General features: G+C 37.7%; 22 protein-coding genes. 8 read left to right on the top strand and 14 right to left on the bottom strand.

Annotation, left to right across the window (positions count from 1 at the left end):
• Positions 1 to 20: 20 nt before the first annotated feature.
• The 3 genes from NSQ77_RS14360 to NSQ77_RS14350 all read right to left on the bottom strand — a co-directional run bounded on the left by NSQ77_RS14360 (position 21) and on the right by NSQ77_RS14350 (position 3,171).
• Positions 21 to 968 carry a transketolase C-terminal domain-containing protein gene (locus NSQ77_RS14360; RefSeq protein ID WP_339226722.1) on the bottom strand — a complete coding sequence of 316 codons (948 nt, stop codon included), beginning with the start codon at positions 966 to 968 and terminating at the stop codon, positions 21 to 23.
• Positions 965 to 1,801 (bottom strand): transketolase, encoded by an 837-nt coding sequence (locus tag NSQ77_RS14355; RefSeq protein WP_339226721.1) that lies wholly within the window; start codon positions 1,799 to 1,801, stop codon positions 965 to 967. The genes NSQ77_RS14360 and NSQ77_RS14355 overlap by 4 nt, the downstream gene beginning before the upstream one ends.
• A gap of 350 nt (positions 1,802 to 2,151) precedes the next feature.
• A complete protein-coding gene (locus tag NSQ77_RS14350; protein WP_339226720.1) occupies positions 2,152 to 3,171 on the bottom strand; it encodes an alcohol dehydrogenase catalytic domain-containing protein in 1,020 nt (339 codons plus the stop codon).
• 462 nt (positions 3,172 to 3,633) lie between these two features.
• On the opposite strand from NSQ77_RS14350, the gene NSQ77_RS14345 reads away from it, so the two are divergent.
• From NSQ77_RS14345 to NSQ77_RS14325, 5 genes are all read left to right on the top strand, one after another.
• Positions 3,634 to 4,641 (top strand): LacI family DNA-binding transcriptional regulator, encoded by a 1,008-nt coding sequence (locus NSQ77_RS14345; protein ID WP_339226719.1) that lies wholly within the window; start codon positions 3,634 to 3,636, stop codon positions 4,639 to 4,641.
• A 99-nt stretch (positions 4,642 to 4,740) separates the two neighbouring features.
• Positions 4,741 to 5,238 (top strand): thiol peroxidase, encoded by a 498-nt coding sequence (tpx, locus tag NSQ77_RS14340; RefSeq protein ID WP_339226718.1) that lies wholly within the window; start codon positions 4,741 to 4,743, stop codon positions 5,236 to 5,238.
• 233 nt (positions 5,239 to 5,471) lie between these two features.
• Positions 5,472 to 5,921, top strand: a complete 450-nt coding sequence (locus NSQ77_RS14335) for a nucleoside deaminase (protein WP_339226717.1) — start codon at positions 5,472 to 5,474, stop codon at positions 5,919 to 5,921.
• Between the two features lie 281 nt (positions 5,922 to 6,202).
• A complete protein-coding gene (locus tag NSQ77_RS14330) occupies positions 6,203 to 6,820 on the top strand; it encodes a hypothetical protein (RefSeq protein WP_339226716.1) in 618 nt (205 codons plus the stop codon).
• A gap of 414 nt (positions 6,821 to 7,234) precedes the next feature.
• Positions 7,235 to 8,008, top strand: coding sequence for a SurA N-terminal domain-containing protein (locus NSQ77_RS14325; protein WP_339226715.1), 774 nt, complete (start codon positions 7,235 to 7,237; stop codon positions 8,006 to 8,008).
• A gap of 86 nt (positions 8,009 to 8,094) precedes the next feature.
• Here NSQ77_RS14325 and NSQ77_RS14320 read toward each other — a convergent pair whose 3' ends face one another.
• A complete protein-coding gene (locus NSQ77_RS14320) occupies positions 8,095 to 9,435 on the bottom strand; it encodes an alkaline phosphatase (RefSeq protein ID WP_339226714.1) in 1,341 nt (446 codons plus the stop codon).
• 396 nt (positions 9,436 to 9,831) lie between these two features.
• On the opposite strand from NSQ77_RS14320, the gene NSQ77_RS14315 reads away from it, so the two are divergent.
• On the top strand, positions 9,832 to 10,194 hold the full coding sequence (locus tag NSQ77_RS14315) for a riboflavin kinase (protein ID WP_339226713.1): 363 nt from the start codon (positions 9,832 to 9,834) through the stop codon (positions 10,192 to 10,194).
• Positions 10,195 to 10,288: 94 nt separating this feature from the next.
• Here the strand turns inward: NSQ77_RS14315 and NSQ77_RS14310 are convergent, their stop codons facing one another.
• The 3 genes from NSQ77_RS14310 to thrC are packed head-to-tail and all read right to left on the bottom strand — an operon-like array spanning position 10,289 to position 12,926.
• Positions 10,289 to 11,395 (bottom strand): D-TA family PLP-dependent enzyme, encoded by a 1,107-nt coding sequence (locus NSQ77_RS14310; protein ID WP_339226712.1) that lies wholly within the window; start codon positions 11,393 to 11,395, stop codon positions 10,289 to 10,291.
• Between the two features lie 4 nt (positions 11,396 to 11,399).
• Positions 11,400 to 11,786: a RidA family protein gene (locus tag NSQ77_RS14305; protein ID WP_339226711.1), complete on the bottom strand. Its 387-nt coding sequence runs from the start codon at positions 11,784 to 11,786 to the stop codon at positions 11,400 to 11,402.
• Between the two features lie 27 nt (positions 11,787 to 11,813).
• The gene (gene thrC / locus NSQ77_RS14300) at positions 11,814 to 12,926 is read right to left on the bottom strand and encodes a threonine synthase (protein ID WP_339226710.1); all 1,113 of its coding nucleotides are present in this window, start codon (positions 12,924 to 12,926) and stop codon (positions 11,814 to 11,816) included.
• A 144-nt stretch (positions 12,927 to 13,070) separates the two neighbouring features.
• On the opposite strand from thrC, the gene NSQ77_RS14295 reads away from it, so the two are divergent.
• On the top strand, positions 13,071 to 13,712 hold the full coding sequence (locus NSQ77_RS14295) for a PAS domain-containing protein (RefSeq protein WP_339226709.1): 642 nt from the start codon (positions 13,071 to 13,073) through the stop codon (positions 13,710 to 13,712).
• A gap of 172 nt (positions 13,713 to 13,884) precedes the next feature.
• Here the strand turns inward: NSQ77_RS14295 and NSQ77_RS14290 are convergent, their stop codons facing one another.
• The 4 genes from NSQ77_RS14290 to NSQ77_RS14275 form a co-directional block, all read right to left on the bottom strand.
• On the bottom strand, positions 13,885 to 14,667 hold the full coding sequence (locus NSQ77_RS14290) for a FixH family protein (RefSeq protein ID WP_339226708.1): 783 nt from the start codon (positions 14,665 to 14,667) through the stop codon (positions 13,885 to 13,887).
• Between the two features lie 25 nt (positions 14,668 to 14,692).
• The gene (locus NSQ77_RS14285) at positions 14,693 to 15,271 is read right to left on the bottom strand and encodes an SCO family protein (protein ID WP_339226707.1); all 579 of its coding nucleotides are present in this window, start codon (positions 15,269 to 15,271) and stop codon (positions 14,693 to 14,695) included.
• A 21-nt stretch (positions 15,272 to 15,292) separates the two neighbouring features.
• On the bottom strand, positions 15,293 to 15,886 hold the full coding sequence (locus tag NSQ77_RS14280; RefSeq protein ID WP_339226706.1) for a DeoR family transcriptional regulator: 594 nt from the start codon (positions 15,884 to 15,886) through the stop codon (positions 15,293 to 15,295).
• Between the two features lie 176 nt (positions 15,887 to 16,062).
• Complete coding sequence (locus NSQ77_RS14275; protein ID WP_339226705.1) at positions 16,063 to 17,490, bottom strand: PepSY domain-containing protein; 1,428 nt, start codon at positions 17,488 to 17,490, stop codon at positions 16,063 to 16,065.
• Between the two features lie 301 nt (positions 17,491 to 17,791).
• Here NSQ77_RS14275 and NSQ77_RS14270 point away from each other — a divergent pair, with 301 nt between their 5' ends.
• Positions 17,792 to 18,619, top strand: a complete 828-nt coding sequence (locus NSQ77_RS14270; RefSeq protein ID WP_339226704.1) for a cytochrome c oxidase assembly protein — start codon at positions 17,792 to 17,794, stop codon at positions 18,617 to 18,619.
• A 480-nt stretch (positions 18,620 to 19,099) separates the two neighbouring features.
• On the opposite strand, the gene hxlA is transcribed toward NSQ77_RS14270, so the two are convergent.
• The 3 genes from hxlA to rpiA are packed head-to-tail and all read right to left on the bottom strand — an operon-like array spanning position 19,100 to position 21,377.
• The gene (gene hxlA / locus NSQ77_RS14265; protein ID WP_339226703.1) at positions 19,100 to 19,720 is read right to left on the bottom strand and encodes a 3-hexulose-6-phosphate synthase; all 621 of its coding nucleotides are present in this window, start codon (positions 19,718 to 19,720) and stop codon (positions 19,100 to 19,102) included.
• 17 nt (positions 19,721 to 19,737) lie between these two features.
• Positions 19,738 to 20,688: a sugar kinase gene (locus tag NSQ77_RS14260; RefSeq protein WP_339226702.1), complete on the bottom strand. Its 951-nt coding sequence runs from the start codon at positions 20,686 to 20,688 to the stop codon at positions 19,738 to 19,740.
• 23 nt (positions 20,689 to 20,711) lie between these two features.
• Positions 20,712 to 21,377: a ribose-5-phosphate isomerase RpiA gene (gene rpiA, locus NSQ77_RS14255; RefSeq protein ID WP_339226701.1), complete on the bottom strand. Its 666-nt coding sequence runs from the start codon at positions 21,375 to 21,377 to the stop codon at positions 20,712 to 20,714.
• Positions 21,378 to 21,405: the final 28 nt, after the last annotated feature.

The following is a 21,405-nucleotide window of genomic DNA, read 5'->3' as shown; positions in this document are numbered from 1 at the left end:
TATTATTTATAACTGTTTTACTAAAGTATCTCTTCAGCCATATTTACAATATTTTCTACAGTTATTCCGTTTAACTCTAACAGTTTTTCGTAAGGAGCAGATTCTCCAAATTGGTCCTGAACACCAATTCTTCTTACTACCCCTTTTCCTTGCTCGGCTACTATTTCACTAACTGCACTGCCTAAACCATTAATAATATTGTGGTCTTCCACTGTCACAATCTTACCGATTTCAATACATTCTAAAACAGCTTCCCGATCAATCGGCTTAATCGTATGCATATCCAGCAACTTAACTGAAATACCTTTGTCTTCCAATATCTCTGCCGATTGTAAAGCTAAATGAACCGTATCTCCATTTGCAATTAACGCAACATCCTTACCATCTTTTAAGTGTTTGGCTTTTCCAATTTCAAATTCCTCATTTTCATCATAAATCACAGGAACCGTATCTCTCGTAAAACGAAGGTAAACTGGACCGTATACCTCAGCTGCTTGTTTTACTAGTTTTCTAGTTGAATGATAGTCTGCGCCCATAATCACTGTCATATTCGGCAATGTACGAAGCACTCCCATATCCTCGATTGCTTGGTGACTCCCACCATCATTGGCAGGTGTTAGTCCACCATGGGAGCAAGCAATTTTAACGTTCAAATTCGGGTAGCAAATTTCTTGGCGAATCTGTTCTGCCATACGTAAAGAACCAAATACTGCGTACGTGCTTACGAACGGAATTTTACCAGTTGTTGCAAGCCCTGCAGCTAATCCCGCTGCATTTTGCTCTGCAATTCCAACATTAATATGCTGCTTTGGAAACTCATTCATAAATTTTGTTGTTTTACATGAACTGCCAATATCAGCGTCTACCACTAAAATATTTTTGTTGTCACGACCCAATTTTGCAATTTCATCACCAAAGGCTTGTCGTGTTGCTATTTGTTCTGTAGCTTTCAAATCTATTACAGTCATGCATGTAACCCCCTTGCTAATTCTTCCATTGCCAGATTGTACTGTTCTTCATTTGGTGCTTTTCCATGCCAGCCAACGACATTTTCCATATAGGAAACACCTTTTCCTTTCACCGTGTTACAAACAACACATTTCGGCTTTCCATTTTTCGCTTCTCTTACTTCATCCAAAGTTTCAACGATTTCTTCCATGGAATGGCCATCAATTCGTTTCGTTTCAAAGCCAAATGCCTGAAATTTCTTTTCCAGATCATGGTTTGGCATAACCTCTTCTGTCGTTCCATCAATTTGCAGTCCATTATCATCAATAAATACAACTAGATTATCTAATTCATATTTCACAGCTGTTTGTGCAGCTTCCCAAATCTGTCCCTCTTGGCATTCTCCATCTCCAACAACCGCAAAGACACGATAGGCTTTTTCATCCAGCTTTCCACCTAGTGCCATTCCCACAGCACAAGACAGACCTTGTCCAAGAGACCCTGTGGAAATATCTACACCTGGGCATTTTTTGGAATCCGGGTGTCCTTGGAATGGAGAACCATATTCTCTTAATGTGTTGATCGTTTCTAATGGCACAAACCCTTTATGCGCCAAAGCAGCGTATTGAATCGGTGCTACATGCCCTTTCGATAAAACAAAGCGATCACGATCTGCCCACTCAGGTTCTTCTGGATTCACATTCATTTCGTTAAAATATAAGGCAGTTACGAAATCCGCCGCTGAAAGTGACCCTCCCGGATGACCAGATTGAGCTTTATATACCATAGTTACTGCTGTTTCTCTTAATTCTATTGCCTTCTTTTTTAATTCTTCAAGTGTCATACTTTCCATTCCCATCACCTCTGTTGTAAATGATTAAATCTACATGATTAATAGCAATTAAACGATTTCCAAAATAAAAATAGGGAAAGCGCAGTCAATCAATATATATGTGTGGTAAATCCATTAACTTAATAAACAGAATTATATATTGTAAGCGGAGTCATGTCAACACCGATTTTTTAATTTCATGGTTGCATAATCGATTCTGATTGAGCTGAAAACAAAAAAGAGCCTGGAGTAGTTATAATATCCAGGCTCTTTCTAAATAATAATCTTGGTTACCCAAATTGAGTATGTGAACCAGAAGTTTAAAGCAATCCACTTTCCTTACGATACAATTTTTCTGGGAAAACTTATCGTCAAGGAAAATCAATTAACACTTTAATGGCATTATCCTTTTTTGTTGCCGCAGCTTCCATAGCTTCGTTTATTTCATCCAACTTAAAAGAGTGTCCTGTTAAAACCTCTAATGGATATTTTTGCTGCGAAATGATGTTGATAGCTTCTTGAAAATCTTCTCTTATGTACATTGACGACCCAAGAATTTGAATTTCAGACATAAACACTTTATTTAAATCCACTCCCGTTTTGCCTTCAAAAATAGCAATGGAAATCATCTTTCCCTTTTTAGAAATAATTTCAAAAGCATCGTCTACAACCGATTCAAAACCTACCGTTAAGAAAACCTTATCCACACTTCCCAGATGTTCTTTCACATAATCTGTTAAAGAACATTCCCCTATATCTACCGTATCTGTCATACCTAATGCCTTACCTGCTTCTAAATTATGTTTTAATGTATCTGTAATGACAATGCGATCAGCCCCGGCATTATTAGCTGCTACTGCTGTCAATAAACCTATTGGACCTGATCCAAGAATTGCTACTTTATCCCCTTTTTCTATCCCTGCAATTTTAACAGCATGAACTCCAACCGCCAGCGGCTCTGCAAGAGCACCAACCTTGTATGGTATGTCCTCCGAAAGCCTGTATACTGTTGAAGCTGGTGCTGATATATATTCTGCAAATGCCCCTTCCCACTTTGAGGTTCCTAAAATAGTTTTATTATTACATAGATGGTAGTCACCCCGCTTGCAATATTCGCAGTCAAAACAACCATATTGAGGCTCAACGGTTACAATATCCCCCTCATTAAATCCATTAACATCAGAACCTAGTTTGAATACAGCACCAACAACTTCATGCCCTAAAATACTTGGCGGCTCTCTAAATGGATGCTTGCCATTGTATGCATGTATTTCCGATCCGCATATTCCTGTTTGAAGTACTTTAATCAACACTTCGTCCGATCCAACAGACGGCATTTCCTTATCAATGAGACTAATATTCTTAATTTCATCAAATAACGCAGCTTTCATGTTCGGCACATCCTTTATGAATTTTTTATTACACTCCTCTACCTAACGATTAATCAGAAAAACAAATGGTTTGATATGACTATAGAAGACGAAAGCCGTTATGGAAGACGCAAATCATTTCCACTTCTCCCCGCGACAAGCATCCTGATACCAATAATCTCAATCACTATACAATTAGAGACTTTTCTTGGATTGAATTTCGTATCAAAATGTAAAAGTTTTACTCTTATTTAATCGTTTAACCAATATTATAATGGAAACGCTTTTATGTCAAAATGTTAATCTTTATTGGATGATGGTTTTAATTAAATCAATTACCTTAGCAAGGCATTGTATAATATAAGTAAAATCATGATGTTATTTACGCTTTCTGAAAATATAATAGTTGAATCTGAAAATAATCTCATGTAAGATATTATGTAAATCTAGTCAAGGTTAATTGTTTTAATAAGAGGAGATAAAATGAAAAAAGAAGTCACAACAATGAAAGATATTGCAAGAGAGGCTGAGGTTTCTGTTGCAACCGTTTCGCATGTTATTAACAATACAAAACACATCTCAGATACAACTCGAAACAAAGTGCTGCAAGTTATTGAAAGGTATAATTACGTGCCTAACTCTGCGGCAAAGAACTTGAGACAGCAATCAACAAAGACTGCGGGACTAGTCGTGTCCAGTTTCCCTGATTCATTTGTAACTGAAATGATTTTTGCTATTGAGCAGCGTGCCAAAGAAATGGGATACAATTTGCTATTGGTTAATACAACTGAAGATCGTGATTACGAAGAAAAGACAATTAATTTACTCCATTCCAAGCTTGTTGACGGTATTATCCTTTCACCGACATCAGGTGATATTCAATACCTGCAAAAGTATACAAACGATAATTTTCCAATTGTCATGGTAAACCGTTATGAGACTTCAATAAAAAATATCCCTAGAGTTACCGGGGATAATTATCAATTGGGATACGATGCTACATTGCACCTTGTAAAGCATGGTCACAAAAGAATAGGCTTCATTTATGCCTATCCAAATGTCTCGACAACAAACGATAGGATCAGAGGCTACCAAGAAGCGCTGAAGCAGTTTAATATTCCAGTAAACGAGGATTATATTATCCAAGGCTATGCAAAGGTAAAGGGCGGAGCTGCTGCAACAGAAGAGCTGCTTGCAAAAGATAAGCAAATTACGGCACTTTTCGTTCAAAATGATTTAATGACGATTGGTGCAATAAGCAAAATCAAGGAATTAAATTTAAGTATTCCGGATGATATTGCAATTATTGGATTCGGTGATTTTTCATCATCTCATATTATCGACCCGCCCGTAACTAATATTCTCTTGCCACCTGAAACAATTGGAAGAACAGCGTTTGATGTGTTATTAAATAAAATTAATAATCCAAATTACATGAGTCATATTGAATTGCCACCTTCCATGTTAATCCGGAAATCATGTGGCTGTTAAAATCCGCAGCAAAGTTATTTAATTTTACCATCCAATAGAACAGCATCAAGAAACAAATTAAATACTTTCAAATATAATTTTTTATAGGGGGAAGTTTTCATGGCATCGATTACATTTAATCAAGATCCAGTTACATTACTAGGAAATGAAGTTAAGGTTGGTGATACAGCTCCTGATTTCACTGTATTATCTAATGATTTAAAAGAAGTAACGTTGGATGATTACAAAGGGAAAGTGAAATTAATTATTGCAGTTCCATCGATTGATACTGGTGTTTGCTCTGAGGAAACGATTCGCTTTAATAAAGAAGCAGACACGATTCCAAATGTCCAAATTCTAACCATCAGTATGGATTTACCTTTTGCACAAGGACGTTGGTGCGCAGCCAATGGTGTAAACCAATTGGATACTTTATCAGATCATCGCAATGCTGATTTCGGTAAAAACTATGGTGTATTAATCGAAGATCTGCGTTTATTAGCAAGAGCTGTTTTTGTAGTAGATGCTAATAATAAAGTAACTTATGTGGAATATGTAAGTGAGGCAACCAACCATCCTGATTACGATAAAGCACTCGAAGCAGCAAAAAATGCGTAAACGAAAAAAGACGAGGAAGCGTGCTGAGCGCTTCTTCGTTTTTTATACTAGAAAATCCGCAAACTTCCACACTAAAAGAAGGTAATTAATATGGATCTTTATAGTCTATCAGCATATGATTTAGATAAGCTGGAACAGTTATATCTACTCGACCTGTTATTAATCTAAAAAATTGAAATCCTTACAAGACTTAAGTACAGTAAAATTAAATCATACATTCATGGAGGTTTAAAATGGACAAATTCATGGAACGAGCAATTGAACTAGCAACCGAAAATGTTCAGGATGGCGGGCAGCCATTTGGTGCTGTACTCGTAAAAGATAATAATATTATAGCTGATGGCGTGAATGAACTGCACAAAAATTTTGATGTCAGCGGCCATGCGGAATTACTTGCTATCCGACGTGCGCAAGAGAAATTACAAACGAACAACCTATCTGGTTATGTTATGTATGCAAGCGGAGAACCATGCCCAATGTGCCTAACAGCGATGTACTTTGCAGGCATCGACCAGGTATTTTATTGTGCAGCGGTTGAAGAAGCAGGAGAAGCAGGATTAGGTAAATCAAAAGAGATTTATGATGATCTTAAAAAATCGAAAACGGAACGCAGTTTATCCGTGATACGAATGCCATTGCGTGAAGGTCAAGCAGATCCAATGAAACTCTGGGCTGAAAGATAAATAGCTAGACCGATCCTAATACTAGTACACTATTTGATATTCGATATGAGAATCCCTCGTTCTTGACCATAACCAGGGATTTTTTTGCTGTCGGGAGTCAGTCAAAAATAGACTGAAAAACGTTTATAATTACGTATCAAATCTTACAGCTAGTTCATTTGGAGCAATAGAATAGAATTAATCCACAGACCCAAGAAATAAATAATTTGTCGGGTTGGAAAAACATTCTCAGCGTTGTACTCTAAAGCTGAAAGATGAAATTCACAAAGGAGGAGAATATGATGATGGACAAGTTATTCAGAAGACAGGCCACCGGATTGCTTGGATTAACGATGATTTTAGCTGTTTCATCTATACTGCCCTCTGTTGTAAATGCTGAAAATGAGAAGAAAGCCGAAGAGAACGTTGTAATAGAAAACAAAGAGAATATCACGGTAGATGGTGTTGACTATTCCAAGACTGAGGATGAAGAGAAATTCAATCAAATCAAAGAATCAGCAAAGTATACCATTATTGATACAGATGGAAGTGTTTACGGGTACACTTCAAAAGCAGATTATAAGAATGCACAGAAAGAATTTGCCGAAAAGTGGCAAGAAGAACAACCAGCTAATGGAGATATTGGCATAAAGAGTGATTCCGGTGTAAGTGAATTTTTCAGGGATGCTAACTTTCAAGGATTTCTGTTCCAGCAAGGTGTCGGCTATGAATGGAACATCCCTTTTAGCTATAACGATACCATTTCTTCCATGAAAACGGCGGGAGCCAGCAGTGGAACTCAGGTTTGTTATGACAGTTATGCTGGTGAACCATGCAAGACATTCCCTCCAGGACAGGATATCCCATATGTAGGTGATGGTTGGAATGATCAAATCAGCTATGTGAATGTTCTCCATTAATCTAAATAAGGAAGCTGGAACAAGACCAATAAATTAATAAAGAGTGGTACGCTCCACAAAGAGTTGGTGAAGGTACCACTCTTCATTATACTTATCCAAACAAGACAGGCAACAAACATTCGTTTACGATACTCGAATTTTGATTAATTCCCAACTTCTTGTCAATTATCGTTTTCCTTCTGTCTATTTCCAAATTCATAAATCCTGTTCTCCTTACAATTATATGTGGCAGTTTATTAAAGAAACTGGCGGGACTATGAAATAAAAGATTTAGCAGTAAAACTTATCATACTTTTTAAATGAACGGATAAAATAATATCCTGTGATATATAATCATTCTTATAGCTATCGTTAGTACAATCAATAATGTTATGTTACACTAAACCAAATCTTCAAATAAAAGGAGAATGTTACATGAGTAAAAAATGGTTATTAGGTTTGTCCCTCGCCTTATCCGTATTTGTCATAACTGCTTGCAGTAATGGGGATGAGGAGGCTAAAGACGATAAAGAGGAATCAAAAACACAAGAAGAAGCTCAGGGAGACGGTGAAGGTGCTGAACAGCCGGAGATGCCTAAACCTGACTTGGAAGATATTCCGGAAGTAGTTGCAGAAGTAAATGGAGAAGAAATAAGCAAGGAAGAATTTGAAACTACGTACCAAGCGCAATTTCAGCAAATGGCTATGCAGTCACAGATGACTGGACAAGAGCTTGATCAGGATCAATTAAAGAAGCAAATTGCTGAAAGCATGATTGGTTCGGAACTTCTCATACAGGAAGCGGACAACCGTGGTTTTACCGCTTCGGAGGAAGACGTCAATAAAACAGTGGATGATTTGGTAAAACAAAATGGGCTTCAATCGAAGAAAGAATTCATGGCCGCTCTTAAAGAACAAGGTCTTCCTGAAGAAGAGGTAATGACCCAGGTTGAAACGCAAGTAAAAGTGGACCAGCTTATTGCAGACGAGTCTGGTGACACAAAGCCCACAGAGGAAGAATTAAAAGAAGCTTATGATCAAATGAAAACTCAACAGGAGCAAATGGGTGGAGAGGAAGCAGAAGTCCCATCTTTTGAGGAAATGAAACCTAATCTTGAAGAACAAATAAAAATGCAAAAAGAAGGCGAAGCAGCTCAAAAGCTTGTTGAGAAACTGCGTAAAAACGCAGACGTCACTGTCAACATATAAAATATTAAAACCAGGTTCCTTTTTGGACCTGGTTTTAATATTTGTGTATAATGCTAAAGTGAAGCTATAGAGCTGTTTCTGCCCTCTTATCTCTCCTTCAGCTTCATTGCCTCAGCCATAATCTTTGGAAGGTCGGTGTTATCATGAAATCCCGCGAATTTATGGGATTGTGGACCGTAAGCATAAACTGGAATATCAGCGCCAGTATGGTTCGTACTTGTCCATCCAACATTCGCACGATCACTTACCACTTTATTGATGGCAAGCGGAGCATTTTCAGCCTGCTGTATTGCTTGAACTTCTTCTTCCGTTAATTCAAATCCAGTATGTGTTTCCAAAACCTCACTAACATTCGAGCGGTCTTCGTTTAATTGAGCTGCCATGTAATCGCCTGTTGCAGTTACATTAGTTAATAGGTCAGCATTTAAATTCATAGAACCATTTGAACCAGTCGTCATTCCTCCTGTGTCATGGTCACCGCCAACAACGACAAGTGTCTTACCATCTTTTTCAGCAAAGTCGATTGCTTCTTCAACTGCTTTTTCAAATGCGGCAACATCTGACATTGCCCAGGCTGCATCATTCGCATGTCCTGCCCAGTCAATTTGACTTCCTTCAACAACTAAGAAAAATCCGTCCTTGTCTTCTTCCAGAATATCAATTGCAGATTCGGTCATTTCAGCAAGGCTTGGTTCTTCTGTTTCCGCGCGATGGAACTCTGGAGCAAGTGCATCATCTGCAAATAAGCCTAAAAGCTTTTCTCCCTTATTAACCGCAATTCGTTTATTATCCAGTAATTGATCACGCGTCTCAACGAATTCATATCCTTGCTCTTCAGCCTCATCAATTAAGTTAAGCTCTTGTTGATTTCCACCTTCAGAGTCGGGTAAGAAATTGTTTTTCCCGCCACCAAGAATAACATCTACTTCATTTGCAATCATTTGTCTAGCAATCTCTGTTTCGTTATTTCGGCTATCAACATGTGCTGTGAATGAAGCTGGTGTTGCATGGGTGATTGTCGAGGTCGCCACAAGGCCAGATGCCTTTCCCTCTTCCTGTGAAGCTTCTAAGATTGTCTCAAGCTCGTTTCCTTCTGGATCCTGACCAATGACACCATTATTCGTTTTTTCACCTGTAGACATGGCAGTTCCTGCAGCAGCAGAATCTGTAATGTCAGAGTTAGCAGAATATGTCGAGAACATCCCCTTTAAATGTGAATCCCAAACAGCCTCTTCTCCCTTATATGTACGGTAGTTGCTCGCATAGTTTGCACTAAAACCATCAGGGATCATAAAGATAACATTCTCTACCTTTTTATTCCCATTTTTACTAGTTGAATTCGGTTTAGCGGCATCTGCAGTTCCTAAACTTAAACCTGATAATACAAGTGATGCACTTAGAACGACGGCACCAATTTTTTTATACATCCAAACAGCTCCCCTCAAATTTTTACTACACTAATAGGGTAAATGATAGATATCTAAAAGAAGTTACACACTAGTAAAAATCTAGTAAACTTTTATCACCCTAAATAACCACCCCTTTTTTCTCAGTATTTTATTTACATAGTTTTTACCTTCTATCAATGTTGGTGAAATATTAGTTTGCTACTATAAAGTCACAACCGAACAGAAGCAATATATAAAGATGGATTTATCAAGAGAAGCGCATTACTTCCCCTTTTTCCCAATTATGTTCCCAACTTCACAAATTGGTCATAATTAAAAGCTCTATTTTCCGTTAACCCCTTTACATTAATACGCTTTCATATATAATATAATTAAGTGATATACTTCACAAATAAACTTAAAGGAGGAATATTGATGAATAATACAGATACAATGCTTACTTGTGTATACCAAACAAAAGGTATGATTACCCGTGAAAATATTCGTACAACGTTTTTAGATTACCAAATTGCAGATATAACTATTCATCCGGACATACCGCTGCCTGCTGAAGGAAACCATCCTATTTCCATAAAAATTGAAGGAACTTGGTACAAAGCAATTGCGTCTGTTGCAAGCAAGCTGACAAATGAACACAATAAAGCAGTAAAAGCATATATTTATAAATTGAATCGGCAGCTCAACGCATGCAGCGTATTGATTTCATGGGATAAATACCTAAATACGTCCAAAAAACAAATGCAATCCGAATCATTCCCTGCAGCCGCAAATTTATAATGCGTACTACTTTATAAAAGCCAATTTCATCTAATTGCAGCCATATAAAGTAGTATCGCTGATGCTTGTCTGCAGGGGGTACAAATTTTTTAATTTACTGCAGCTTCCCCCTACACTCCACAATTACCTCATCCATAACCTTCCCATCCTGAATTAAATAAGCCTTCTCATGCAAATTAGACACGGGACAAATATGATTCGGTATAATTTGTACCTTATCACCTATATTTACTTGCTCACTGAATGCTTTATTATAAATAATTGCATGCTCGTCAAAAACACCATCAACATGGACATCTTCATATTCTTTTATCTTGCCCAGGCCAGTTGTTGCGGTAATCCCTTTTGTTCGCTTTTGTGCAGTGATTCCTTTTGCTCCTACATCAGTAATGACACGCTCACCTGTTGGCTTGCTTATGATGGTGGTAAGAACAGTTGCGGCAGCCTTTTCAAAACTTCCGAATGCATTCGACTGGGATGCATCCATTAGGATATAGGTGCCAGGTCTGATTTCCGTTACACCTTCTGGAATGTCAAAGCCGAATAAAAATGGCGGTGTAGAACCGATGCTTACTACTTCAGGTGAAACTCCTAATTCTGTACAAATTCCTGCAAAATGCAATGTTCTTTCTGCACTAGCAGTATAGAGCTCTTTACAATGCTCCACATTCTCTGCTGCATATGTGTGGCCATCGTGGGAAAATACACCTTTCAGATTTACATTGCTGCTATTTTTCACCGCGTTCACGAGTTCTCTAAACACCTCTTCTTCTATAACACCAGATCTGTTTTCTCCTACTTCTATCTCAATCAGCACTTGCGCTTTATTTGTTGCTCCTTCAAATACTTCCTCTATTTCATTTAGCTGATAAACGGAATCAATTCCAAATGATATATTAATTGAATTCGCCAATTCCCTTATTCGCTGGATTTTCTGTTTCCCCACTACCTCATTGGCAATAAAAATATTGTCTAAACCGTGTCGAGCCATTACTTCTGCTTCTCCTACTTTTGCGACCGTAATTCCAGAAGCACCATGCTTCTCTTGCAATAGTGCAAGCTTTGGCATTTTATGTGTTTTGGTATGTGGCCGCAATTTCACGTTTTGCTTATCCGCATATGCTTGCATATCTTTAATATTTCTCATTAGAATGTCTTGATCAATTAATAGTGCAGGTGTATCCATTTCTTTATAATGCATTTATTTATTCTACCTCCTTAATTGCTGCCATTGCCTCTATCTCAATTAAGCAGCCAAAATGTAAAGGATTGGTAGGCACAATGGCTCTCGCCGGCTTATGTTCACCAAAAAATTTTGCATAAACGTCGTTAATTTCGTCCCAGTATACGACATCGGGTGTGTACACTCTGCAAAAAATAACATCTTCCCGCACTAGGCTGCGTGCCTTTAAAACCAACTCTAAATTGGCTAATGCTTGTTCAGCTTCGGCTTTTATACCACCTGATGGAACCATACCTGTTTGCGGATCTTTCGATAATTGCCCGGATATATAAAGCACTCCATTATATTCCATCCCAGGAACGTAATGGCCACCCTGCTGCTTCGAATATTCTGTATGGACTGGCTTCATTTGAACTTCCCCCAATTCATTTTTTATTTACTTAATTGCTTTGAGACCTGCTCCACATAAAGGAATAACTGTCGTTAAATTTTTTATAGGATTGCCTTGCTGTGCGACATATGTAAGATAGCCTGCATACGTTGCAGCAGATGTTGGCTCAACGAAGAAGCCTTTATATGCCAGCTCTTGTCTCGCATCTTCAATCTTTTGCTCTGGTGCAGCTATCATTTCTCCACCGGTTTCTTTTATGACCTGCAATATTTGATGATGTCTTGCCGGATTGGCAATCGCAATACCTTCTGCCTGGGTTTCTTTCGGTTCTAGAGGCTCTATCTCTTGCGCTCCCGATTGGAAAGCTTTAAATAATGGTGCACATCCTTCTGCTTGAACGGCAATAAATTTAGGAATACTAGGAATTAAACCTTTATCATGTAAGTCTTTAAAACCATAATAAGTCCCTAACAACAGTGTGCCATTTCCAACAGGGACAATAATTGCATCTGGAACATTCCCATTCATATCTTCCCAGATTTCATAGGCATAGGTTTTTGTTCCTTGATAGAAAAATGGATTGTAAACATGACTTGCATAGAAACTTCCGCTTGCTTCAACTTCTTTTATTGCAGCATCCGCCGTATCTTCTCTCGTTCCAGGGATTAAATGTAATTTTGCTCCATACGCTTTAATCTGTGATAATTTATTTGGCGAAGTACTGGCTGGAACGAATATGTCGCATTTTATACGGGCTTTAGCTGCATAGGCAGCAATTGCAGTTCCTGCATTACCACTGCTATCTGCTACAATCCGTTTTACATGTAAAGCTTTGGCCGCTGTAATGAGCATGGATGCACCACGGTCCTTAAATGAAAGGGTAGGCATCATATAATCCATTTTAAGGAAAACGTTATCAGAATTATCCATTGTAACCATTGATGTAAAGCCTTCCCCTAACGTAACCTGCTGTGATTTACTGAATGGTAATGCTTCCTCATAACGCCAGAGTGAAGGCGTTCGTTGCTTAATTTTATCAAGTGGAAAATCAATATCAAACTCCGCAATATCCAGCAATCCTCCACATGGGCATCGGTAAATAAGCGTTTGCGGATCGTGAATCTCACCGCATCTGCTGCATTTGTATTTTACCTTCATGCATAATCACCTCCAACACTTGATTCTCTATAATTTTTTATATATAATTAGTTAAAAACACACTATACATATAACTTTATCTATAAAACAAATAAACGTCAATAAAAAATTATAGGCTTTATTTCTAGGGAGATTGTGATTTTAATGTCTAAAGATTTTTTCTATCCTTATATAACTGCAGCAAAAATGATCGCTAAAACGTTCGGTAGAAACTGTGAGGTTGTTGTTCATGACTTAACGACTCCGCAAAACTCTGTAATTTTCGCTATTAACAATCATGTTACTGGAAGAAAGGTTGGTCAATCCTTTGATCATCTGATTCGAGAGGTACTACTGTCAGGACAATTTAATGAAGACTTTGTGGCAGGTTACGAGACATATGACCATAATGAAGAATCAATAAAATCTTCTACATCCCTTATTCGAGATGCAGCTGGAAAAGTGAAAGGCGCATTATGTATTAATTATCGTTTAAATTCTCTTTCCCATGTGAGAGAATTCGTGGAAGATATGATGACATTTGGAGAAGAGTATGTCAAACCAGCAGCTGAAGTGCAAAAGGACAACGTTGTTGAGATTGCAGATGAAATCATTGATTCTATTATTAAAGGTTATGAAGTGGAAAGCCTGAAGCGAAAAGACAAAATCCAAATCGTAAAATTTATGGATGAAAAAGGGATTTTTCTGATTAAAGGAGCCATTGATAAGGTGGCTGAGAAATTAAATACGTCGAGGGTTACGATTTATAGTTATTTGGATGAGATTAAGAAAGAGAATGGCAGCTAAAGAGCACGTGCAATTTAAGATACTCATTGGAATGCGAATGTCATTCTAAAAAGAGGCTGAGACATAACAAAAGTGTTTAATGTTAAGACGAATGACGCACTAACCTGTCCCTGCCTCTTTCTCAATTTCCAAGGTTCATTTTCTTGAATACCAAGCAAATTTCTTTAAACCTCTATTGATTCACTTCAATTTGATATTCCTTATGCTCATGCAAACCCTGGTCATTTTCAATATGGACGACCATTGTATATATACCATCTTCTTCAAAGGAATATGAACCAGTGTATTCGCCTGAAACATTTTCTTTCGTTTCCACCCAATCTTGATCTTCTGAATTATTATCATTAAGGATTTCATAACTGACACTAGCTTCCATAAGAGGTTCATTGTCCATTTGCAAGTGTACTGTAAGATCGATTTCCTGATTCACATTGACTTTTTCTGGCTCCATAAAATGTATTCCTAATTCTTCGGTGTGATCAGAATGTTCATGCCCAGCTGCATCATCATGATGCCCATTTTCATGACCTGTATCTGTATCAGTTCCTGCACCTTCACCAATCGTAATTGATTTTTTTGGCATTGTGTGCAAATCTCTAGCTGTTGTGTGGGCATACATTTCATAAATACCATCTGAATCAAAGGTTATTTCTGCAGTGTACGTGCCATCTCCTTTATTATCAGCTTTTACCTTTGTACTGTTTTCTTCGTTTCCTTGTTCCCAGTACTCAAATTCTACTTCATCTGCATCTTTTACTTTTTCGTCACCGTATGTAACGGCTGCCTTTAATTCTACCGTTTCACCTGCGTCAGCTTTTTCAGGAACTTCAAATTCCACATCAAGTGATTTAAGTTCCTCAGATTCTTGACTTCCCTCATTTTCTCCGCTGTTTCCACATGCAGTTAAAGCTGCAGCTATTAGGAAGGATATAATTAATAGATAAGTTTTTTTCATTTTATTTTTGCTCCATTCTTTTAATTTAGGATCGTTCCTGTAATATTTTTAGGTCGTTAATAATTTCTTCTATTGATTCAGATTCAGCACCACTGTATCGTTTAATAACTTCTCCTTCTGGGTTTACTAAGAAAAAACTGGTGCCATGGATAACCTGGTCAGTGCCATCTTGCGGCTCTTCCAAAAAAGATTTAAATGATTTTATCGATAGCTTTTTTATCGTTTGAAAATCATAGCCAGTTAAAAAGGTCCAATTGCTCAAATCAGCTTGATAACTTTTCGCATACGCTGTTAATACCTCTGGTGTGTCATACTCTGGGTCAACACTAAATGAGATGAGCTGTGCATCTAATTTTTCTTCTTTCATTTTGTCTTGGAGTTTAGTCATATTGGAAGTCATTGGCAGGCAAACTGTTGTACAATTCGTAAAAACAAAATCAGCTATCCACCAATTTCCTTTTAATTCCTCCAAAGACAATGTTTCATTATCTTGTGTTGTATACTCAAAGTTCTCTACTTCCTCTGACATATTTGTTTCTATATCTTGTCCACAAGCTGCGAGAAAAAGGGTAAGAACAACCGTTAAGGCTGTCAGGCATTTCATACTTTCATCCCCCTTTATTATTTAATGATTTTTACTGCAATTTTGGTTCTTTCCACTCATTACCTGAAATATTGCTTCCATTGCTTCGTTAAACGTATATACTTTTCCACCAAATCCCTTAACAAATTTTTGGGCATGTTCCTGCATCTCAAATGCGAGTAGCTGCGGTTGGCAGCATCCCATATTAATGGATGTATCCATTACATACCAGGCTAAATTAGCACTTATTACGGTTTGCCTGAGAAAATCAGTACAAATTGCTTGGATTACTTCTTCCTCCTGTTGCCGATGACGCAGCAAGCCACAATGACAGCAGCAAGCCATCTCAATTTTATTATTTGGAAAAATAAGGCGGTAAGATAATCTTTCATATATTTTACGACTGCAATAAGCACATTCTTCTAAGTTAGAAAATGATGCTTTCTCTGGTTTATCCTGAACAAGAGAAATGCCGCCGAAAGTCTTCACAATCAAGCCTTCCTCAATTAATGGCTTTAAATCACGGTGAATAGTCATTTCTGAAACCTCAAGTTCATTACTTAAATCGGATATTTTCATGTTACGTTTTTCTTTAATTAATTCTTTAATATGATTTCTTCGTTCTACTGGTAACATATTTTCACACTCTCCGATCGCAATTATTATTTTTAACAAAGCAGAACATTATCTAACGAAAAAATGCTTATAATCCGTTTCTATATTGATAGAAGTAGCAGTGTTGGAATTAATAGACTTCTTCTTGTAAACTCCGGTGCATTTTTTTCTATTACACTTTCAATGAAAATACCTTTCTAGCTAAGCCACTGTTTTACTGCTGGAATCCTTTTAATAACGAACCAGTCTAAGACCCATACTAATAGAAGAGACAGTCCAACTAATGGGAAAAAGATACTAAATGAAAGGACAATTATCGTTACCCCCTTCAGCATTTTGAAGTTTTCGGGAAGTGCTGGTGCTCCCAATTTACCGTTTGGCTTTCGCTTCCACCACATGACAAGTCCACTTACAGGGATTAAAATTATCGCAATTACCAGGATAAGACTTAATAGTTGATTAAAGATCCCAAACTCTCCTTGATGGAATGCAATCCCATAGGTAACTAGTTTTCCAATTGAACCATAATCATCCCATCCATAATCTTCAAGAACCTCACCACTGTATTGATCAATATGCAATGTTTGCTGGGCATGAGGACTTGGACGATTTGGATACACCTCTGCCGGGTCTAAATAAACAGTATAAACACCGGTTTCTTCTTTAGGTAATACGATTTGGTAACCTGGATGAATATTTTTTTCTTGTGCAATTTGCATTACTTTCTCAGCAGAAACCGTGGAAACACCATTCGAAGTTGAATTAGGTACTGGCAGGTTTTCTGCAGCCCAAGGGACATCCGCGACTTCTTTTGTTGAAATAGAAGATTCCGGAAAAGCATGTGTTTCCCAAGGCTGGTCTCCGACCGGGCTACCTGCGCCTGTTGTTTCAACCGCACGGTGTGCCATACCGCCCCAGATATCAGACCACATAAGTCCAGAAAATAGTTGGATAATAAGGAATAACGAAAACCAAATAGCTGTTACAGCATGCAGGTCACGCCAAAGTAAACGTTTTCCCTTATATTTGCGAATTCTCGGAATAAATGTACCATAAATAGATTTCCACGTTGTCGGCCACCATAAATAAGCTCCTGTTATAATTAAGATAATCGTCCAGCAGGCGGCAAGCTCTACCAACCTATTTCCAATCGTACCACCCCACAGCTCACCATTATGTAATAATTTAATGAATGCCATAAAACGATCATTCTCATTTAAGCTTCCTGTAATTTCTCCATTGTATGGATTAACATATACCGAAATATTTCCTTCAGCATCTTCTATACTGACTACAGATGATCGATCCGTTTCAAAAGAAGGTGTAAAACTAATTATTTCGGCATTTGGATAGTTCCTTTCGACTTCCGTAATTTGTTCGGTAGGTGTTAATTTTTGTTCCCCTTCTTCTACATAGTAAAGGTCATGGTACATAGAATCTTCAATTTGTGGTTTAAATAGGTAAATACCTCCCGTTATAGACAGAAGGACAATCAACGGAGCGAAAAAAATACCTGCATAGAAGTGCCACCGCCATACAGCTTTGTAGATTTTTTTTCCTTTTTTTGCATTCCTCTGTTGTTTGGGCCATTCAGATTCGGTTTGATGCTCTTTTAAAACTTCCATCTTCCTTTATCCTCCATTTCAATTTCATTACAATTTCTTCAGTATCCTAAGAAGTTTGTATATTCTGATAGGGAGTTTTATATTTTCCACGAAGGATACCTTACCTATTTGTTAGACTTTTTTATAATATAACAAATATAATCATAATATTATCATATCTAAAAATAAAAACAATACAAATTGTTTTGAATTCTTAACAATAACTTGTTATAATTTACATAATTTAAACATTAATAGATTGATAGACTGATATTTAGAAACTTTGTTTTCCTAGGATAAATATAAAGAGGGGGAGGTCTATATGCTTTTCGATGTTTTGCTTGCTGGTGAATTGTTTTGGAGTATCCCATTGTTAATAGGACTTGTATGTATAGTTGGGTTATATACATTCTTGATCAGGCGCTTTACAAATATAAAACTGTTCCACAAACAACCGTTGCTTTTTTTTCTCGGTTTAATTTTATTATACTTTGTTACTGGCAGTCCTTTATATACGATTAGTCATTTATCTTTTAGTACCCATATGCTGCAAATGAGCATACTTTACTTTATTATTCCGCCAATTATATTACTGGGAATCCCAGGTTTATTTTTCCAGCGGATTGAAAATGTTTTCATGATCAAAGGAGTAAGAATTTTACTTGTAACACCAAAAATGGCCTTAATTGTTTTTGCTGTATTATTCTTTCTATATCATCTTCCTTTCGTTTTAAATGTTATTTCTTTAAACTCCTTTTTGCACAATGGATATATTTTAGTATTGTTTGGATTAGCATTCATCATGTGGTGGCCATTAGTAACATCGTACACAGAAAAATATCGATGCGGGAAAGAGAAAAAGCATTATGCATTTTTAAGTGGTCTTATATTAATGCCAGCCTGTCTTATATTTATAGTAAATGCATTGTTTGATGGAGCGCAGAACCCTTTGCTTCATCAGTTTACAGCTCAACTCTGCCTGCCTTCCCAAACGGATTCCTTGAGTTTGTTGCCCTGGCCTTTTAACAGTAAATTTGACCAAGTGATTGCCGGAGCCCTAATGCTGGGAATGCATAAATTTGGATTAATGCTCTCCCTTCGTTTAGGGGACACCAGCAAAATACAAACAGTGCTGGAAAGGAAAATTTAATTCTTCATAGATTTGATTTATTCTAAGCAGGTTAAATATGATACATCCATTTACCTTCTATAAATGACAAAAATGGGCTGGGACAAATGTATTTTTATGAAGTAAAAACCGAACATGATTGGTGCAAACATTTCGCTCCGGAAAGAATATACTCCGCGCACCTTAGGGCTGCTGGTGAGCCCCTTGTGCTATCGCACTATGGTGTCTCACCTATGCCTTTCCTCCCAGGAGTCACTATAACTAAAAAAAGAAATAGTGGGTAAAGTCACCCGTCGATGACCTTACCCACTAATCTTAGTATGTTTTCCCTATCATACTTATTCATTTCATACATTACTCTACTTCGGCTCGTTCCTTTGCTCCAACTAGTAAATCTCTTGCACTGCTAAAAGGTTTTTTCCTGATTAGTTCTGGTAAATGTAATGGAATTATGAATCAATCTGCATCCAAACCCTACCTGTTTTTACTTTCAATTAAAACTTAAAGGCTGATTATCCTTTTCATTTCCGCAGCTGCATGCTTCGGATTATCTGCCGATGTTATCGCACTTCCGACAATAAGGATATCTGGCTTCTCCTGGACAATTTCAGGCAGTGATTCCAAATTGATGCCACCTGCTACTGCTATTTCAAACGATGATTCCTTTACTAAGGAAAACAAATCGGTTGTAAAACCGCCTTCTGCTTGCTTGTCTTTTCCAACATGGAGGCTAACGAGACTTACACCCAGCTGTTCAAGCTCTGTAATTCGGTCCTTTGAACATACTTCGAGCAAATCAACCATTACCTGAGTCCCCATCTCTTCACCTGCCTGCAGCGTATCTTTTATCGTTAAGTCAGAAGCTAATGCCATAACTGTCATTATATCTGAGCCCGCTTTAAAGGCCTGGTATGCTTCATGCCTGCCCGCATCACATGTTTTCATATCGGAAAGAATCAGTTTATCTGGATAACGTGCTCGCATTTCCTTTACAATCGCCATGCCATATTCCTTAATAACGCCTGTTCCTATCTCAATAATATCAATATATTCCTTTACTTCTTCCATCAAATGAAAACATTCATGTCTAGTAAGTCTGTCCAATGCTAATTGCAGCTTCATTTATTTGTACCTCATTTCTATCGCTCAATACGTTCAATTTCACCGAGTTTGCCTTGCACGTCTTCATAATATGGCAGCCCTTCGTTATCGCCAACAACACTGACGACCATCGAACCAATCGTATTCGCAAAGTGCAATGTTTTTTCAAGCGGCCACTTATTTAGAATTCCATAAAGCACACCAGCATTGAATCCATCTCCGGCTCCTACCGTATCAGCAACCTTGCTCGCTTTAACAGGAGGTGCTTCCACAATTTCCCCATTATAATAGCCGACAGATCCATTTTCACCTTGCTTTACAGCTATATAGGATATTCCCATCTCCTTTGTCTTTTCAATAATTGCTTTGGGATCCTTTTCACCAATAATAATATCCATCTCTTCATCCCCTGCTAACAAGATGTCAACATAGGGGAGAATTTCAGCTAACACACGACTTGCTTCTTCCTTGCTCCACATCCGAAGTCTTATATTTGGATCAAAAGAAATTAATAGATTGTTTTTCTTCGCTAGTTCGATTGCTTTATAGATAACGTCAATATGAATTTCGCCAATTGCCGGATAAATCCCTGTTATATGGAGGATCTTTGCCTCTTCAAAATAGCCCTCTTCCAAATCTTCCGGATGCATTGCTAATGTGGGGGATTTATCACGGTAATAAAATGTCCGGACATTTCCATCTTCCATAATTTCTTTAAAATTTAACGATGTGGGATATCCATCCACTAATTTGACCTGTGACATATCTATTCCTTCGCCACGGGCAAAATTATAAATATATTTGCCAAATTCATCATTGCCTAATCTGCTAATATAACCAGCTTTCAGTCCTAAGCGCGAGCAGCCAATTGCTAGGTTCAGCTCTGCTCCACCAACCTTTTTCTCAAACATATTTACGTACTTCATTGGTCCTGTTGATTGCGGGCTAAATGCAATCATTGCTTCACCAATTGTAATCACATCATTCATTTTTAGCTGCCTCCTCCTGACATTTATCTTTCTAAAATGTCAATCCTTCCTTCTCTTGCAATGATCACATTATGAGCCATTTGTGGAAACAAACCTGTTTCGACGACTCCTGTGATGTGTTTCAATTTCTCATGCAGTGCTTGTGGATCTTCAATACTGGCAAACTTACAATCTACAATATAATTTCCGTTATCGGATACGAATGGTTGACCATCTCTTTTTCTCAATACTGGAGTACAGCCAAATGCGGCGATTTGTTCTGTTGTTACCTCAAACCCAAATGGCAATATTTCAACTGGGAGGGGGAATTCTCCTAATTTAGATACAGTCTTTGATGAATCCACAATAATAATAAGCCTATCAGCTGCTTGATCAACAATTTTTTCTCTGACAAGTGACCCGCCACCGCCTTTTAAAAGCTGGAGGTTCGGATCCACTTCATCAGCTCCGTCAATTGCGAGATCAATCTTTGTCGTATTAGAAAAATCAGTCAGTGGAATTCCTAATTGTTTCGCAAATCGTTCTGTTTTTAACGAAGAAGGTATACCTTTGATTGTAAGTCCTTCTTTAATACGTTCAGCAAGCTTTTCAAGCATGAAATTGACGGTGGAGCCGGAACCAAGTCCGACCGTCATCCCATCTTTTATATAATTTATGGATGCTTCAGCAGCCATTTGTTTATCTTCCATCATTATCTCTCCTAACAGGATTTAACTA

Origin of the sequence: Oceanobacillus sp. FSL K6-2867 (assembly GCF_037963145.1) — a bacterium.
In the GTDB taxonomy this organism is placed as follows: Bacteria; Bacillota; Bacilli; order Bacillales; family Amphibacillaceae; genus Oceanobacillus.
This window is presented reverse-complemented; position numbering and strand designations above follow the sequence as displayed.

Bases quoted from the DNA above. Each gene is read 5' to 3' on its own strand.
- NSQ77_RS14360 (WP_339226722.1), bottom strand. From the start codon at position 968: ATGACTGTAATAGATTTGAAAGCTACAGAACAAATAGCAACACGACAA.
- NSQ77_RS14335 (WP_339226717.1), top strand. From the start codon at position 5,472: ATGGACAAATTCATGGAACGAGCAATTGAACTAGCAACCGAAAATGTT.
- NSQ77_RS14310 (WP_339226712.1), bottom strand. From the start codon at position 11,395: ATGCATTATAAAGAAATGGATACACCTGCACTATTAATTGATCAAGAC.
- NSQ77_RS14305 (WP_339226711.1), bottom strand. From the start codon at position 11,786: ATGAAGCCAGTCCATACAGAATATTCGAAGCAGCAGGGTGGCCATTAC.
- rpiA (WP_339226701.1), bottom strand. From the start codon at position 21,377: ATGGAAGATAAACAAATGGCTGCTGAAGCATCCATAAATTATATAAAA.
- NSQ77_RS14275 (WP_339226705.1), bottom strand. From the start codon at position 17,490: ATGGAAGTTTTAAAAGAGCATCAAACCGAATCTGAATGGCCCAAACAA.
- NSQ77_RS14285 (WP_339226707.1), bottom strand. From the start codon at position 15,271: ATGAAATGCCTGACAGCCTTAACGGTTGTTCTTACCCTTTTTCTCGCA.
- NSQ77_RS14260 (WP_339226702.1), bottom strand. From the start codon at position 20,688: ATGAATGATGTGATTACAATTGGTGAAGCAATGATTGCATTTAGCCCG.
- NSQ77_RS14350 (WP_339226720.1), bottom strand. From the start codon at position 3,171: ATGAAAGCTGCGTTATTTGATGAAATTAAGAATATTAGTCTCATTGAT.
- NSQ77_RS14325 (WP_339226715.1), top strand. From the start codon at position 7,235: ATGAGTAAAAAATGGTTATTAGGTTTGTCCCTCGCCTTATCCGTATTT.
- NSQ77_RS14355 (WP_339226721.1), bottom strand. From the start codon at position 1,801: ATGGAAAGTATGACACTTGAAGAATTAAAAAAGAAGGCAATAGAATTA.
- NSQ77_RS14290 (WP_339226708.1), bottom strand. From the start codon at position 14,667: ATGAAAAAAACTTATCTATTAATTATATCCTTCCTAATAGCTGCAGCT.
- NSQ77_RS14295 (WP_339226709.1), top strand. From the start codon at position 13,071: ATGTCTAAAGATTTTTTCTATCCTTATATAACTGCAGCAAAAATGATC.
- tpx (WP_339226718.1), top strand. From the start codon at position 4,741: ATGGCATCGATTACATTTAATCAAGATCCAGTTACATTACTAGGAAAT.
- NSQ77_RS14320 (WP_339226714.1), bottom strand. From the start codon at position 9,435: ATGTATAAAAAAATTGGTGCCGTCGTTCTAAGTGCATCACTTGTATTA.
- NSQ77_RS14270 (WP_339226704.1), top strand. From the start codon at position 17,792: ATGCTTTTCGATGTTTTGCTTGCTGGTGAATTGTTTTGGAGTATCCCA.
- thrC (WP_339226710.1), bottom strand. From the start codon at position 12,926: ATGAAGGTAAAATACAAATGCAGCAGATGCGGTGAGATTCACGATCCG.
- NSQ77_RS14330 (WP_339226716.1), top strand. From the start codon at position 6,203: ATGATGGACAAGTTATTCAGAAGACAGGCCACCGGATTGCTTGGATTA.
- hxlA (WP_339226703.1), bottom strand. From the start codon at position 19,720: ATGAAGCTGCAATTAGCATTGGACAGACTTACTAGACATGAATGTTTT.
- NSQ77_RS14345 (WP_339226719.1), top strand. From the start codon at position 3,634: ATGAAAAAAGAAGTCACAACAATGAAAGATATTGCAAGAGAGGCTGAG.
- NSQ77_RS14280 (WP_339226706.1), bottom strand. From the start codon at position 15,886: ATGTTACCAGTAGAACGAAGAAATCATATTAAAGAATTAATTAAAGAA.
- NSQ77_RS14315 (WP_339226713.1), top strand. From the start codon at position 9,832: ATGAATAATACAGATACAATGCTTACTTGTGTATACCAAACAAAAGGT.